Here is a 14,121-nt window from a genome sequence, read left to right on the forward strand (position 1 = left end):
TGCCGCCGGGTATATGTGGAGACTGGGCCAAAAAGCTGAAGACGAAGATCGTAGCAAGCTGGTGTGCGGGACTGAGGTGTGTAGACTGAGATATGCGGAATGCAATGTGCGGAGTGAAATGTGCGGACTGAGATGTGCGGACTGAGATGTGAGAGAGACTAAAGTTAGGACGATGGGACTGAGCGCGGTGGAACTGCAGGCGGTGTGAAACTCTGAGGATGTTGTAAATGAGGATGCTGAACTAAGGTATTGCGGGACAAGTACAAAATGCGGTTAGAAAATTGATGCCTGCTTCTAAAACGGATTTCTAACGGTTGCCTGCGACGTTAATCGGCCGAAAATCGTTGATTTGCTGATCTAACGGTTATGATTGCGCTTATTTCCCTTTAAGAGGCGAGAATCCGGCTTGTAAAGGCAGAATAAGCTTCGTGACAACCGTTAAAAAAAGAAAATGTGCGATTCGGATAGAATAACGTCTATGGCAACCGTTAGAATGTGATAAATGCGCTTAGTACCAGTTCAAGAAAGCTTCGGAAACCGCTTTGCCCGCCAACCCGTTTGGATGCGGATCATCCTTCGAGCTCATATATTCCGGACGCAGCCGATGGTCAAGAGGCGCAGGTTGCGACAGGATTGCAGCGATATCGAATACCCGGCTCACGCCTTCGGGAGGGGCCGTTCTGATCGTCTCGTTGACTTTGCGCCATTCCTGTTCCCGTTTTTCGCTAAAATTGAACGTAGGCACCGTGAACAGGATAATGTCGACCGCAGGATTGTTAGCCTTCAACAACGAGATGATCGTCGTCAAGTCACCGAGAAGCTGTTCCGCGCTCCGCTCGCCGATATCCAGGTCATTGACGCCGAGCGCGATCAGAACTTGATCGCCCTGCTTCGCCTTGTTCAGCCATGCCTTGTCCGCAGCGGCATCATACGCCCGCGCCCAGCCCGAACCGATATTCCATATCGCATATTCCGAACCCAGCTTGTCGGCGATCCGGGCTACCCAATATTCATATCCGTCCTTCGCTGTTCTGACGCCTTGAGTAATCGAATCTCCAAAAAAGACCATCCGGCGAACGTTTTCCTTTTTGCACCCGATAAAAGAGGGCATGACCAGCCGGTTTTCCGACAAGGTAAAAGCCCCGGCTTCTTCTTCCTCCGCATGCTTGCCAGGAGCGTCATATGCCGTCACCAGCATCTGTTCGCAGTTGTACGGCACCGACCGGCCCGAGCCCGCCGCAATCGTCCAAGTAAACGCAAGGTCATGCCCTTCGGGCAGGTTCAATTCCACGGGGTCGCTCCAGAATTTCTCTCCGGGGCGGACCAGTCTCGTCGTGCTTCCGTCGAACGTGAGCGGGACTTGGGTACCGGAAACGACGCTCCCGTCTTTTCCCGTTCCTCCGTCCGCCACAAAAGCCGCTTCAATCAGCCAGTCGCCGCCAAGCTGCCCGCCCTCGGCCACCGCTCCCTTATCCCAGGTCGAATCGATGGCATTGCTGAACCAAAAGCGGAGCTGCTGCCTCCCGTTTTCCTGCAGCCGGACATATGTCCGGTATGTATGCGTAAATGCAACCTCGCAATCTATAATAAAATTTGCCGCAGTAGACACTGCCGTTGCAGACACATATTCGTTCATCATTTCAAGTCTCCCCATTCGCGTTGTTGCTTACCAGACTCCATTGTACAAAAAAAGTCTCTCATCTGGCGAGCAAATCCGTAAATTTCCTCGTTTTGCTTATAGGGAGAAAGTCGCTGGGTGCAGAAGATGCGAATTTCCGGGCAAACACGGCAAAAAACCGGGGCTTCCTTAAAGCACCCGGTTTAAAAACGCTTTGGTCCGCTCATGCCGCGGATTTCCGAACAACTCGTCCGGCGTTCCCGATTCGATGAATTCGCCGTCCGCCATAAACATAACCCGATCGGCAACCTCGCGGGCAAAGCCCATTTCGTGCGTGACGACGACCATGGTCATCGCCTCCTCGGCGAGCTGGCGCATGACCTGCAGCACCTCGCCGGTCAATTCGGGATCCAGCGCCGACGTCGGCTCGTCGAACAGCAGGATCTCCGGGCTCATCATCAGCGCCCGGGCAATCGCCACCCGCTGTTTCTGGCCGCCGGACAAATTGGCGGGATAAACATCGCCCTTATCTTGAAGGCCGACCTTCTCCAGCAGCTCTCCCGCCTTTTTCCGGATTTCCTCCGGAGGCAGCTTCTTCATGAGCTTCGGAGCCAGTTCCAGATTTCCCCTTACCGTCAGATGGGGAAATAAATTAAAATGCTGAAATACCATGCCCATCCGCGACGTCATTTGTTTGATTTTCGGTCCGGCCGCATATTTCCCGTCCCTGACCAAATACTCGCCGCCGATCCGGACGCTGCCTCCGTCCACCTCTTCGAGGTGGGCCAGGCTGCGCAGCATCGTGCTTTTTCCGGAGCCGGAAGGACCGATCACGGCCACAACCTCGCTCGGCGCCACGCGGAAGGACACATCCTTCAACACTTCCAAGTTGCCGAAGGATTTACGCATATTGGTTACTTCAATAATCGCATTATTTTCGCTCATCATTTATGTTCCCATTACTCAAATTTGAATTTCCGTTCCAGCAGTTTGAACAGCAAGGTCAGCACCAAGGTCATCAATAAATAAAGGATGCCCGCGATCACGAACGGCGTGATCGAAAAGTCGCGGTTCACCGCGGTTTGGGCAAAATGCAGCAGCTCCGGAACAGCCACCGCATACAGCAGCGCCGTATCTTTTATCAGCGTGATCGACTCGTTCGAGATTGCCGGAAGGGCAACTCTGAACATCTGCGGCAGAATGATCCGGGTCGTCGTATGCCAGCGACCGAGGCCCAGCACCTTGGCCGCTTCATATTGCCCTTTGTCGATCGACAGCAGCCCGCCGCGGAAAATCTCGGCAAAATAAGCCGCGTAATTCAGCGTAAACGCGAGGCAGGCGGACGCAAACCGGTCCATGACCAAATATTCGCCGATCACCGGAATGACCGGAAGACCGAAGCAGAAAAACAGCATCTGCAACAGGAGCGGCGTACCGCGCATGACGTAAATATAGGCATTCGCCAGCCATGACAGCGGTTTGAACCGGCTCTTGACCATTAACGTAAATACGAATCCGAGCGGAATGGAGGTTATGATCGCCAAAAAGAACAACAGGACGGTCGTTTTTGCTCCTTCCAGCATCGGCCCCGTGATATCGAGGACATAATCCAAGCTCATAAATATTCTCCTACACCGGTTCCTATTTCAGAACCTTGTCTTCTCCGAACCATTTTTCCGAGATTTTAGCCGCCGTACCGTCCTCGTTCATTTCATCCAGCGCCTTCTGCAGCTTGTCCAGCAATGCTTCGTTTCCTTTTTTCACGCCGATGCCGTATTCCTCCGGAGCCAAAGACTCTTCCAGCAGCTTAAAAGTACCTTCTTCCATAGCCATATAATAGCGGGCCACAATCTCATCGATGACGACCGCATCAAGGCGTTTGTTCTTCAAATCGCTTAATGCAAGCACGTTGTCTTTAAATTCGGTGACTTCCTTAATTTCGCCCTTAATCGGATTTTCGTTCAAGGCATCCGCCGCGGACGACAGCGATTGAAGGCCGACGACCTTGCCCGCCAGCTCGCTGATCGCGAAAATTGGCGAATCCGCCAACGTAACGATGACCTGGCTGTTTTTCAGGTACGGCTTGGTAAACAGCACTTTACCTTTACGCTCCTCCGTAATGGTGTAACCATTCCAGATCAGATCGATCCGTCCGCTATTCAGTTCGGATTCCTTCGCGGACCAGTCGATCGGCTGAAAAACAGGTTCCATGCCCATCTTCTCGGCCGCCGCTTTCGCGTAATCGATATCAAAGCCGACGATTTCGTTATTCTCGTCCCGGAAACCCATCGGCGCAAATTTATCGTCAATCCCGATGACCAGTTTGTTATCGTCCTTACCGGAAGCGGAGCATCCCGCCAGGACGGCCAGCAGCATTCCCAATACAACGACCAACATAGCACTCTTTTTCATCTTCAATCTCTCCCCCGTCATGTTCACAAGCGCCATGCGCTTTAGTTCGTTAATACGTTATCAGACTCTCATGATACCATACTACCAAGAAAGAGTCGAGAGAGAGGATGATTTTCCAAAAATGGAGGGGCGGTATTTTCAGAGATTGATAGGCTTTTTACTCCTCAGATAAAAATCGGGCAAGCCGGCCGTAAATGTCCACGATCTCCTCCATCCGCATCCGTACCAGCCCGCTGGACGAAGGCGCGACGAAATCGAGTATCCCATCGACGACGCCGTCCTCCTGAAATCCCCATTCCGCCCGGGGTCGCCGGCTGTACTCCGTATACACCCCTTTTCCGACAAAGCAGGCAACTTTGGGACGGAATCTTGCAAGCTTTTCACGCAAAATCAACCGGCCTTCCTTGTACTCCCCGCGCGTGATATCCTCGACGCCCCGGGTCGGTCGCGCCACGATATTCGTAAAGCCGTACCCGAGCTTGATCAAGTCTCCGTCTTCTTCGGCCCGGTATAAGCGCGGCGTGAGACCCGATTGATGCAGGATACGCCAGAAATTGTTCCGGGGATTCGCATAATGATGTCCCGATTCCCCCGATTTGGGGCTGGGGTTAAATCCGATAAACACGACGTTCAAGCCGTAATCCAAATGATCAGGCACTCCGTTCATAGTTGCGATTCGACCTCCTGCTCCTCAGTTTATCCGGAAACATGAAAAATACCGTGTACATAACCGTAAAAATGAGCAAAGCAATGGCTTCCTCCGCCAGCAAATAAAAGGGATACGGCCCCAGCATATCGAGAATGGAAGGCGTATCAGGCTTATGTAGAAGGAACATGTAATTGGCACCGATCGCCGCGTTCAAGAGGCCGACTGCGAGTGCCACTACGTTCAAAAACAGCATAGTTTTCCATACGGATTTCCAGGAAGGCTTAACCTGTTCGATCCAGGTCATATACAGAGGCGCCAAAATAATCGCTGAATGGGCGATAAAAAATTGAAAAAACCTGAAATGCGGAAATCCGTATGCGAGGTTCGGCGTGACAAACGCCTGAAGAGCCCCTCCGATACCGGCAAACAGCAAAATTTCGTACCATCCTTTGCTCCGGGTCCACAGCATCACGATGGAAAGCAGCAGCGTTATGGAACAAAGCTCCAGGGGAAGGGTATGGCGGATATCCCATACATCCTGCGTCAAATACCAAAGATTCAAGCTGATTTCGGACAAAAGAAGAACCGCCAACAAGCCGAACCGCACCGCCCTTCGCCATCCTCTGTGCGAGCGGATCGCCCCTCTCGTCCAATAAAGCGCGAGGATGAGAATAAGCAGCAACCCGAGCCACAAGAGATGCGCAGCGGAAAACATCGTAAAATCCGGAGCGTTCCCCGGGGAAATAAACTTATCGGCTCCCATATGATCTCCTTTCGGATCCTTGTCGCGGAAACGCCATGTTTATGCAACAAGGGTGCTTGAAACGCTTTCATCCATTACGATATATTTTAAACAGGTTCATGTAAACATCTATTATAACAGGGAATGGGGGATTTTTAATGAGCGAAGCTACACAGCGGATTCTCGCGGTCAATCAGATCGGCTATCCGGAAAACGAAGGCAAATCCGTAATCAGCGCCCTTAAGTCGGGTACATTCGAAGTGATCCACTCGGAAACAAACGAAGTCGCGTACCGCGGAGAAACCGGACAACTGCAATTTGACGAGGCTTCCGGGATGGAGGTGTGCACCGGAGACTTTTCCGCGCTGACGGTTCCAGGCTCCTATTATGTCCGTATGGACGGGGAAGTTTCGTCGCCGTTTGTCATCGCGGAAAATCCTTATGCGGATTTACAGCTCGGGCTGCTCAAAGCTTTCTATCTCTTCCGCTGCGGCATGGATCTCGATCCCGAATTTGCCGGCCCTTGGCATCATCAAGCATGCCATCTCGCGGACGGTATCGTGCATGACGATCCGCAGCGCAAGCTGAATAGCGCCGGCGGCTGGCATGACGCCGGAGATTACGGCAAATACACCGGTCCCGGCGCCAAGGCGGTCGCCGATCTGCTGCTCGCCTACGAGCTTTATCCGCAGGCTTTCAGCCGACCGATCCCCGTTCCCGAAACGGACGGCCGGATTCCGGACGTATTGCACGAATGTCGCTACGAACTGGAATGGCTGTTTAAAATGCAGGATGAAAAGACCGGGGGCGCCTTTCACAAATTGACGACCAAGCAGTTTCCGGCCCTGGATGTCATGCCCGAGGATGATTTGGCCGATCTGTACTTCCTCCCGGTATCGGCAACCGCGACCGGCTGTTTTGCCGGCGTGATGGCTATGGCGGCACGGGTATATCGCCGGTTTGACGGCGTTTTTGCCGACCGGTGCCTAAGCGCCGCAACACGGGCCTGGCGGTGGCTGGAGAGCCACCCGAACGTGCCGGGGTTCAAAAATCCGCAGGATGTCGGGACCGGCGAATACGGGGACGAGACGGATCTCGATGAACGCTACTGGGCGGCGGCTGAGCTTTACCGGACTACCGGGGAGCCTTCCTATCATGAAGCGTTCAAAGCGTTGGCCGGAAAGGAGTTTCCGAAATACGAACTGGGTTGGGCCGATATGGGCGCTTACGGCTCGATCGCCTACTTGTTTGCCGGGCAGGAACAGACGGATCAAGGGCTATACAACCGGTTAAGAGACGGGTTGCTTGAGGAGGCCGACAGGTTTGCCGCGATCAGCGAATCCGACGGTTACGCGACATCCCTTACCCCGGACGACTACATATGGGGCAGCAACATGGTCCTCTTGAACCGGGCGATGCTCCTCCTGTTGGCCTACCATCTCAGCGGCAATGCCGATTATGAAGCGATCGCCCTGGACCATGTTCACTACCTGCTGGGGCGCAATCCGCTTGATATCAGCTATGTCACGGGATTCGGCGACCGTCCGGTCATGCACCCGCATCATCGCCCTTCCGTGGGGGATAACGTCGCCGACCCGGTTCCCGGCCTTGTCGCCGGTGGCCCGAACCGCGGACTGAACGACGACTGCATGAGAGAACATCTGCAGGGCAAGGCTCCCGCGCAGTGCTTTATCGATGACGAGCTGAGCTATGCGGGGAATGAAGTCACGATCTATTGGAACTCGCCGGCCGTATTCGTCATTTCTCATTTCGTAAAATAAACAAGGGAAGGCTCCGGCGACAGAACGCCGGAGCCTCTTTTTTATGACGGGTCCACGATTTTACCGCTGATCCAGCCTGTCCTTCCGTCGGGGAGTTCAACGTTCAACCACTCGACGCCGCCCTCGCTCATCAACGTTTCCTGCAAAAAGACCAGCGAATCTCCCTTATTGACGACCTCCACAACTTCGTATTCGGTCCCCGGTCCAAGCCTGACGTTGGCCTGTTCCGCCGTCACCGTAACGGATGAGGTTGACCAGGCCTTGTCCGGAACATCCTGTACCGCCCGTTCCTCGGTTTTCGGGGCGGCCGAATCCGGCAGCAGCGATTGCCACCATCCTGCTGCGTACCCGTATACGCCTACCCCCAAAATAGCGGCTGCCATCGTCAGCTTCCAATGCCTGATAACCCACCGCACGGGTGCAAATAGAACGCTACCGATCCGGAATCCGATGAGCTCCTGCTTCCCGTTTCGAAGCTCCCGGGCAAATGCATCTTCCGTCGAAAAGGCCGTATAGCGGGAGGCAAGCTGTTTTAATGCCTCAGGATTCGGCAGCTCTTCCCGCATGGCCTCCGCAAGTGGACGCTGTGACGGCTTATTTTTGAACAACATCCGGTTCAGCAGCAGGACTAACGTATCCATTTCGCCGGATACTTGTTCGCCAGTCCACATCAAATGTTTCCCGGTCCGCTCAAACATCCGTTCAAAATAGTCGGCCATGGCCAGCAGGGCATCGTCATTTTTTGCGGATAGGCTGATATGTATGTACTTCAATGACAAGGGAAGCAGCGTTTCGGAGAGCCACAGCTCCATATCCTTATCATTAACCAGCATCGGAGCCTGCAAATAATACTGCTGCAGCAACCCCGCAAATCGTTGCGGATCCTGAGCCGCAAACTCGGAAGCTTTCAAGCAAATGGCGGCCGCCTTATACAAGTTGGCCTGGTACAGCAAGCTACGGTTTTCCCGGACAAGAACGCCGGAATGTACGCTGCTCGAAGCTACCGCCTGATAGAAAATCTGAGAAGCGGAAAGGGCCGCATCCGATTGCTTGTCCATGATCGCCTGCTCGATTTTACGTCCGGACGATTCAGCCCATTCCAACACCCTTTGGGTCTCCTCTTCCGTCAGTTCCAGCAAAAAGACATGGTCCAGCAAATTGATGTCGGCGATCCGCAGCTGTCTTGCATGCAGATCCTCCTGAACCTTCAGCAGGGTTCCTCCGTAAAGCGTCAAGAGAACATAACGGTATATCACCCGGGTCTCAAGGATAAATTCGTCCAGCGTATCGGAAAAAGCATTCCACTGCGCCTCTACCCGCTCCAGGGATGCCGGGATTTTCTCGCGATCGTCCTCCATAAACAAACTGGTCAGTCCGCGTGCGGCCAAAGAGCCGATCGGTCCGGCCAACAGCGAGCCTGCCACTCTGGAACCGATTTTGATGATCCCTTTCCCGACCGCGCTGTCCTTCATATCCTCCAGCAAATCGACATGGTCCGCAATTTGACGGGCATGCTTCTCCAGGGCCTCCATCAAACGCTTGGAATGCGTCAATATGCCGGCCTCCAGCCGCACGTACACCTCTTCATTCCACCGGTACCTGGCGAACACTTCTCCATAGGGCCTGGATGCGCATTGTTCGATAAAAAGCTCATAGTTCGTCCGAATTTCCGGAAACGTCAATACGGTCTTCAATTCGGTCAATACATCCCGAGGATGGACCAGCTCAAAAAAGCGCTTGAGGCATTCCCGGTATTCGTTTTGATCCTTAACGGCGGCAAATTTCTCGTACAACCGTTTCAGCTGATCGTACCTTCCGGATAACACGCCGACGATTTGGTCGAATTTTTCATTTGTGCGCAAATTGGCCAAACCGATAATTTCTTCGACTACCGGCCCAGGCAGCTTGTACCTGAGGTCCAATTCCCATCGGCGCATATCCTCTTCGGCAGTCCGAAACAGTTCGTCTCCGCGGGGCGGGGCTGATTTGGATGCATGCTGCGGCGCTGATGATGTCAAAGCCATCAGAACCAACTCGTCAACAAATGCAACGTATCCATGGAATCGAGCACGTCCATCAGATCCATCACATCCGTCATATCGTTCAAATCATGCAAATCGGACATAAAGGTCAAGCCTTCCATACCGTCAAAAGCATCCAGTGCATCCAATCCGTCGAACGCCGACCCTGACGCCACGGTAAAATCCATGCCGAACATGCCCTCGGATCCGGACAGAAGCGTCTCGCCGTCCGGGGACATCAGATCCATCCCGCCGGTCATATTCGGCTGCGTGTATCCGACCAAATCGCCGAGATCATAGAAGTTTTCCCCGCCGTAAATGTTATCAATCCCGTTGATCGTGCCTCCGTCGGTAAACTGAATGGATGTGCCGCCCATAATGTTCTCGCCTGCATAACCTACCACTTCGTGATCCGAATTGATAATCGCATCGCCAAGAACGCTTTCTTGAATCGAACCTACATATTCCCCGCTTCCGGTTCGAAATTGAACTCCGTTCATCATGACGTCCGGATAGGCGTAAATGCGTTGACGAAGCCCCGCGGTTTCCCATCCGGTAAATAATGCATCGAACAATGCCGTAGACATTGCCCTTCCCCCTTTCAAATCCCTCAATCTAAATATTCCGCTCTTTCGCGAATGAATTCGACGACCGGCCCGGTATCCGGCAAACCGTGAGGATGATGATCACCTCCAGGCTTCAAGATCGTGAAGACGTTGCCTCCCTGGGCCCGGTAACTTCGTTCCAGCAAGGCGCCATTCTCCTCAAACGGAACATCCCGGTCGGCATCTCCCGATACAAGCAGGATGTCTACCCCCGATTTCGCGGCAGAAGCGAGCGATGCCAGCAGCCCGTCGGTCACGCCCCCGGCGCGTTCCTCCGCTCCGGTAAGTCCGTACACGGCAAGGCAATCCCGCCACTCCGCCGCAGAGCCCGGCCCTTTGCCAAGACCGCCGGGCCAACTGCGAATGTCGACGACCGGCGCATCCAGATAGAGCGCGGCCGTCCGTTCGGGAAACATCGCCGCATACCGCAGCGCGTACAAACCGCCGCGGCTGAAGCCGAGCAGCACCGGCTTTGCGTTCAAATCATATTCCGCGGCCAGCATGGCGCGAAAGCTTTCCATTTCGCCGGCCGCATAGCCGCAGCCGTAAAGATCGCTTAGCCGGATATACGCGAGATGCCACCCCTGCTCCACAAGCGCCAAGTCGGCATCCGCGAACGCGCCGAAAAACTCGCACCGCCAAATCCATGGCCGTCCCGGGGCCGGATGTTTCGGCTCCACCAAAACACACTCGCGGCCGCGGAAATAAAAATCGTTCCGCACATATCCGTTCCAGTTGCAGCGGGTTATCTCCACCGCCCCGCCTTCTTCCTCGGCGGCCCGGGCAATCTCCGCAAGCATCGCATCCGCCGCATTCAGCGCTTCTTCAAGCGGCAAAGCCTCGAATTTATACGGACTGCAATGTCCCACATGCTCGCGCCATGCCGCGTTCAGCACATCCCTGCGGCGGCTGACGGCGCGAATGAACGATCCTTCCATGGACTGGGCCCAATCCGGCGTCCGATCCAGCACAATGTGGAAGACATCCTTCAGAACCGCCCGGGCCATGACCCAATGGCCGTCATCCTCCGGGTGGACTCCGTCATTATATTTGTATGCCGGGTCGGCTTCACGCCGCATGCGGATAAATTCCATTAACGGTTCGCGTAAATCCACTACCGTATAACCCTGCTTCGCCCCAAATTCCTTGATCCATGAGGCATATGTACCAAGAACCCCGTTGTAATCCTCATAAGGCGTTTCGAACGCGTAATCCGCCATTCCTTCCGGCTTGGCCTCGCCGTTAATAGATTTCACGTCATATGCCGGGGGCGTCATCAGGATCACTCTCGCTCCCGCTTCTTCCACCCGTTTGGCCGCCCGCATCATGCCTTCGCGGTAAAGCTCGAACCGCTCTTCCGAAAACGGGTGATATATCCCGTCATTCATCCCGTAGCAAAGGAACACCCATTCCGGCTCGGTCTCCGCCAACGCCCGTTCCAACCGTTCATGAACGCAAGGACGGGGGAACGGGTGGCTTTCTTCATGCGTCCCTGCCGCCGTTTCGCTGCCCACGCCCAGATTGATCAGTTCAAGCCGGCGGTCCGGCATATATTTGAGGAAATATGCGTCAAGATATCGGATGTAGGCCCCGTTTTCGGTGATGCTGTCACCCAGAAATACGATTCGTTTCCGCTCGGGAATGCTCAACAAGGGTTCGGACAGATCGATCATCATTTCCACGCCTTTCACAATTAGGATTCACATCTTCTCAAACCGCCTCGCCTCGAGGCCGTCCCTTCACTCGTATTCCTCCAACCGGCTTCTGGCGGCGCGATTCCTCCCCGCCTGTTTGGCCCGATAAAGGGCCTTATCGGATAATTTGTACAGCCTCTCCAGCGGAACCTCCGCCTTCGGCACGACCGTAATGATTCCCATGCTTATGGTGTAGTCGATCTTCGTGTTTTCCGATCCGTTATCAACCGTACCGTCACGCTCCACGGCACAGCGCAGCGCTTCGGCAAACTCGTCCGACCTGCGTTCGTCCGCACCAGGAAGCAGGATCGCAAATTCATCGCCCCCGTACCTTCCGAGCAAATCCCCGGGATTCATTTCCCTTCGAATCTTGTCGCTGAAATTCTGCAGCACCTCATCGCCTGCGTCGTGACCGTGCGTGTCATTGATCGTTTTGAACTCGTCGAGATCCAGCAGCAGAAAAGAGACCGGCTTCCGATTTTTTTCATATATGCCCAAAATCCGCTTTGCCCCAAGCACGAACGTCCGGCGGTTCATCGCCCCCGTCAAATCGTCGTAACTCGCAAGCTTAAGCAGTTCCATATCGGCTTTCTCCTTGGATAAGAGCACGAATCCGACATTGCCGAGCATCATATTGAAAAATAGGGAGAGAAAGGAGAGGTTCTGGTAAAGACTCGGCTCAAACGCCGAGACCTCCATGCTGGATGTCCACACCACGATGGAGCGGATCAAAAGGCCGGCCGCAACGATCAGATACAAATATCCCACGGTTAGCTTGAGGGCTGTCCGCTTCTTCCCGCGAATCATGACAAGCACGGGCGGAAGCAGAAAGAGGGCGATGGTCACAGATACGACCGTGATCCGCAGACTCTCCAAATTCCAGAACATAACGATCAGATTGTATACGAAAATAGAGGTAACAATGAGGAAAAAATAAGCTTTGCCGTACCTTCGGCTGTATCCGCCGGCCACTCTCAGCAGCGCCATCGTTTCCAAGGCGGTACCGAGCAAATAAATCGAATTCGCGGCAGCCAGAAAAGGCATGGCTTTCCAGTCAAACGCCATGATCGCCCAGGTCAACGCTTGAAACCATTTTGCCGCGTAAAAAGCATTCACGGCCCGATCCCGAGGAAGTCCATTTCTGTAGGCGGTTACAAGGATCACGGTAAAAAGATGGCCCAGCGCCAGCAATATATATACGGTATTCATATCGAGATTAAACAACATATATGCGGATCATCCATTCTATAGATCGAATCCATCTTCCAAATTTTAAGTATAAACAAAAAGAGGATTTCCGACAATGGAGATCGAAAATCCTCTAATTTTTATATCTATTTTAAGCGGTTTTTGCATTATCCTGTCTCGAAATCACGAATAGCGTCGCCCAAATCAGGATAAAACCGAACGCTTGGGCCAACGTAACCACCTGCTGGAACGCGATCCAGTTGATCAGCACGCCCACCATCGGGAAGCTGAGCTCGGCCAGCGTTGCCACAGACGCTTTCGTGGTGGTCAGCCCTTTATAATAGACAAGCAGGCTAAGCAGTCCCGGCAGCAGCGCCTGCCCCACCAAGTTCAAGGAGAAGGCGGCGATTCCGGCTCCGTCCCCGGGCAGATGCCAAGCGGCTCCTTCATTCCAAGTGATGGCGAGAAGCAGCGGCAGGGCTAAAATAAACCGGAGCGAGGTGACCGTCTCGTACTTCATCTGGCCTACCATCAGGCGTCCCATTACGGTCGACCCGCCCCAAAGCGCGGCCGCCCCGAGCGACAACAAGCTTCCTACCTGAACAAAATCATTCCAGTGCCCGAAGGGGATATCAAAACCGAAGGTCAGCAGGTAGGTCCCTGCCAGCGCAACGATGAAGAGCGCCGAAAAATGGCGCGGCAGCGACTCTTTCAGCAAAAAGCGCGCCAATATGATCGCGAACAAAGGCTGGAGCTTTTGCAGCAGCAGCACGGCGTTCGCATTCCCATGCGCCAGCCCGAGCGTGAACAAAATCGTCGCGATCGCGGAGCCCCCCCAGGAGATAAAGAGCAAGGCGCCCCCCTGTTTCCAGCCGATCCCTTTAAGCTCGGCACGGTTTTTCCATAGAATCGGGGCTACGCACAAGGCAATGAGGATATGCTCCAACAGTACGAGCTGAGCGGACGTAATCGATTTAAGCAAAATAAGACGGAACAGCGGATCCACGCCCCAAAGCGCGGCTCCCAAAACGACCAGCCAAAAGCCGCTCTTGGGGCGGGCCTTCGACAACGGCAGCGAAGAATTTACCTGAACTCTGACACTTGATGCATTTTCCATATTCCTTGACTCCTTCTTGAATATGGGGTCTACGCAGAAAACCCCTGTCATTGACGGATGTCAATGTAAACAGGGGCTGATCAAATAAGCTTGCGTCAAAGCAATTTTCTGCCGCATGCTTACTTATTGATCTTCTCCCATCCGGACTTTACCGTCGGCCCTGGAATTGCACCAGATCAGTCGCCGTCTTCCATATCGAAAACAGCGAGTCGCGGGCTGAAGCATCCTTTCGGATGACTATCACCGCCGGTCAGGAATTTCACCTTACCCCGAAGATCCATATTCATTTTATTT

Annotated in this window: 12 protein-coding genes and 1 riboswitch; of the genes, 1 reads left to right on the forward strand and 11 read right to left on the reverse strand. The window is 53.9% G+C overall.

Going from position 1 to position 14,121, the window contains the following annotated elements; all coding sequences use genetic code 11:
* Positions 1 to 508: 508 nt before the first annotated feature.
* From ACSFXJ_RS20725 to ACSFXJ_RS20750, 6 genes are all read right to left on the reverse strand, one after another.
* On the reverse strand, positions 509 to 1,639 hold the full coding sequence (locus ACSFXJ_RS20725; RefSeq protein WP_435922252.1) for an SGNH/GDSL hydrolase family protein: 1,131 nt from the start codon (positions 1,637 to 1,639) through the stop codon (positions 509 to 511).
* Positions 1,640 to 1,807: 168 nt separating this feature from the next.
* Positions 1,808 to 2,566, reverse strand: coding sequence for an amino acid ABC transporter ATP-binding protein (locus ACSFXJ_RS20730; protein ID WP_435922253.1), 759 nt, complete (start codon positions 2,564 to 2,566; stop codon positions 1,808 to 1,810).
* Positions 2,567 to 2,577: 11 nt separating this feature from the next.
* A complete protein-coding gene (locus tag ACSFXJ_RS20735; protein ID WP_435922254.1) occupies positions 2,578 to 3,237 on the reverse strand; it encodes an amino acid ABC transporter permease in 660 nt (219 codons plus the stop codon).
* Positions 3,238 to 3,259: 22 nt separating this feature from the next.
* The gene (locus ACSFXJ_RS20740; protein WP_435922255.1) at positions 3,260 to 4,030 is read right to left on the reverse strand and encodes an amino acid ABC transporter substrate-binding protein; all 771 of its coding nucleotides are present in this window, start codon (positions 4,028 to 4,030) and stop codon (positions 3,260 to 3,262) included.
* 157 nt (positions 4,031 to 4,187) lie between these two features.
* Positions 4,188 to 4,697, reverse strand: a complete 510-nt coding sequence (locus ACSFXJ_RS20745; protein WP_435922256.1) for a mismatch-specific DNA-glycosylase — start codon at positions 4,695 to 4,697, stop codon at positions 4,188 to 4,190.
* Positions 4,681 to 5,442 carry a YwaF family protein gene (locus ACSFXJ_RS20750; RefSeq protein WP_435922257.1) on the reverse strand — a complete coding sequence of 254 codons (762 nt, stop codon included), beginning with the start codon at positions 5,440 to 5,442 and terminating at the stop codon, positions 4,681 to 4,683. The genes ACSFXJ_RS20745 and ACSFXJ_RS20750 overlap by 17 nt, the downstream gene beginning before the upstream one ends.
* Before the next feature lie 137 nt (positions 5,443 to 5,579).
* Here ACSFXJ_RS20750 and ACSFXJ_RS20755 point away from each other — a divergent pair, with 137 nt between their 5' ends.
* Positions 5,580 to 7,202 (forward strand): glycoside hydrolase family 9 protein, encoded by a 1,623-nt coding sequence (locus ACSFXJ_RS20755; RefSeq protein WP_435922258.1) that lies wholly within the window; start codon positions 5,580 to 5,582, stop codon positions 7,200 to 7,202.
* 41 nt (positions 7,203 to 7,243) lie between these two features.
* Here ACSFXJ_RS20755 and ACSFXJ_RS20760 read toward each other — a convergent pair whose 3' ends face one another.
* The 5 genes from ACSFXJ_RS20760 to ACSFXJ_RS20780 all read right to left on the reverse strand — a co-directional run bounded on the left by ACSFXJ_RS20760 (position 7,244) and on the right by ACSFXJ_RS20780 (position 13,827).
* Positions 7,244 to 9,226 carry an SH3 domain-containing protein gene (locus ACSFXJ_RS20760; protein ID WP_435922259.1) on the reverse strand — a complete coding sequence of 661 codons (1,983 nt, stop codon included), beginning with the start codon at positions 9,224 to 9,226 and terminating at the stop codon, positions 7,244 to 7,246.
* The gene (locus tag ACSFXJ_RS20765; RefSeq protein ID WP_435922260.1) at positions 9,226 to 9,810 is read right to left on the reverse strand and encodes a hypothetical protein; all 585 of its coding nucleotides are present in this window, start codon (positions 9,808 to 9,810) and stop codon (positions 9,226 to 9,228) included. Before ACSFXJ_RS20765 ends, ACSFXJ_RS20760 begins: the two co-directional genes overlap by 1 nt.
* 23 nt (positions 9,811 to 9,833) lie before the next feature.
* Complete coding sequence (locus ACSFXJ_RS20770) at positions 9,834 to 11,519, reverse strand: GDSL-type esterase/lipase family protein (protein WP_435922261.1); 1,686 nt, start codon at positions 11,517 to 11,519, stop codon at positions 9,834 to 9,836.
* A 48-nt stretch (positions 11,520 to 11,567) separates the two neighbouring features.
* The gene (locus tag ACSFXJ_RS20775) at positions 11,568 to 12,749 is read right to left on the reverse strand and encodes a GGDEF domain-containing protein (protein ID WP_435922262.1); all 1,182 of its coding nucleotides are present in this window, start codon (positions 12,747 to 12,749) and stop codon (positions 11,568 to 11,570) included.
* A gap of 112 nt (positions 12,750 to 12,861) precedes the next feature.
* Positions 12,862 to 13,827 carry a DMT family transporter gene (locus ACSFXJ_RS20780; protein ID WP_435922263.1) on the reverse strand — a complete coding sequence of 322 codons (966 nt, stop codon included), beginning with the start codon at positions 13,825 to 13,827 and terminating at the stop codon, positions 12,862 to 12,864.
* 125 nt (positions 13,828 to 13,952) lie between these two features.
* Positions 13,953 to 14,108, reverse strand: a riboswitch (FMN riboswitch).
* Between the last annotated feature and the right edge of the window lie 13 nt (positions 14,109 to 14,121).

Source organism: Paenibacillus salivarius, assembly GCF_051307165.1.
Lineage (GTDB): Bacteria > Bacillota > Bacilli > Paenibacillales > Paenibacillaceae > Fontibacillus.